This is a genomic window from Chitinophaga sp. 10T418 (genome assembly GCF_056394125.1).
In genome coordinates this window covers 1-356 of the sequence record NZ_JBFTHG010000077.1, presented here as the reverse complement: position 1 = coordinate 356, position 356 = coordinate 1, and the positions used below count along the sequence as shown (strand labels likewise).

At 67.5% G+C, this 356-nt stretch carries 1 pseudogene; it reads left to right on the top strand.

From position 1 onward, the window contains the following. A pseudogene (locus tag AC1DCV_RS35835) lies at positions 1-356 on the top strand (hypothetical protein); the annotation flags it as partial.

Here is a 356-nt window from a genome sequence, read left to right as displayed (position 1 = left end):
GTCCAGTGGCACCCGGAGGTGAAGCACTCGGCGTACGGCCAGGAAGTCCTGGAGAACTTCCTCTTCAAGGGCGCCAAKCTCGAACCGAACTGGACCACCGGCAACATCCTTGAGGAGCAGGTCGCGCGGATCCGCGAACAGATCGGCGACTCCCGGGTGATTTGCGGCCTCTCCGGCGGCGTCGACTCCGCCGTGGCCGCGGCCCTCGTCCAGCGTGCCGTCGGCGACCAGCTGACGTGTGTCTTCGTCGACCACGGCCTGCTGCGTGAAGGCGAGGCAGAGCAGGTGGAGCGCGACTTCGTCGCCGCCACCGGCGTCAAGCTGTACGTMGCCAACGAGCAGGAGCGCTTCCAGGC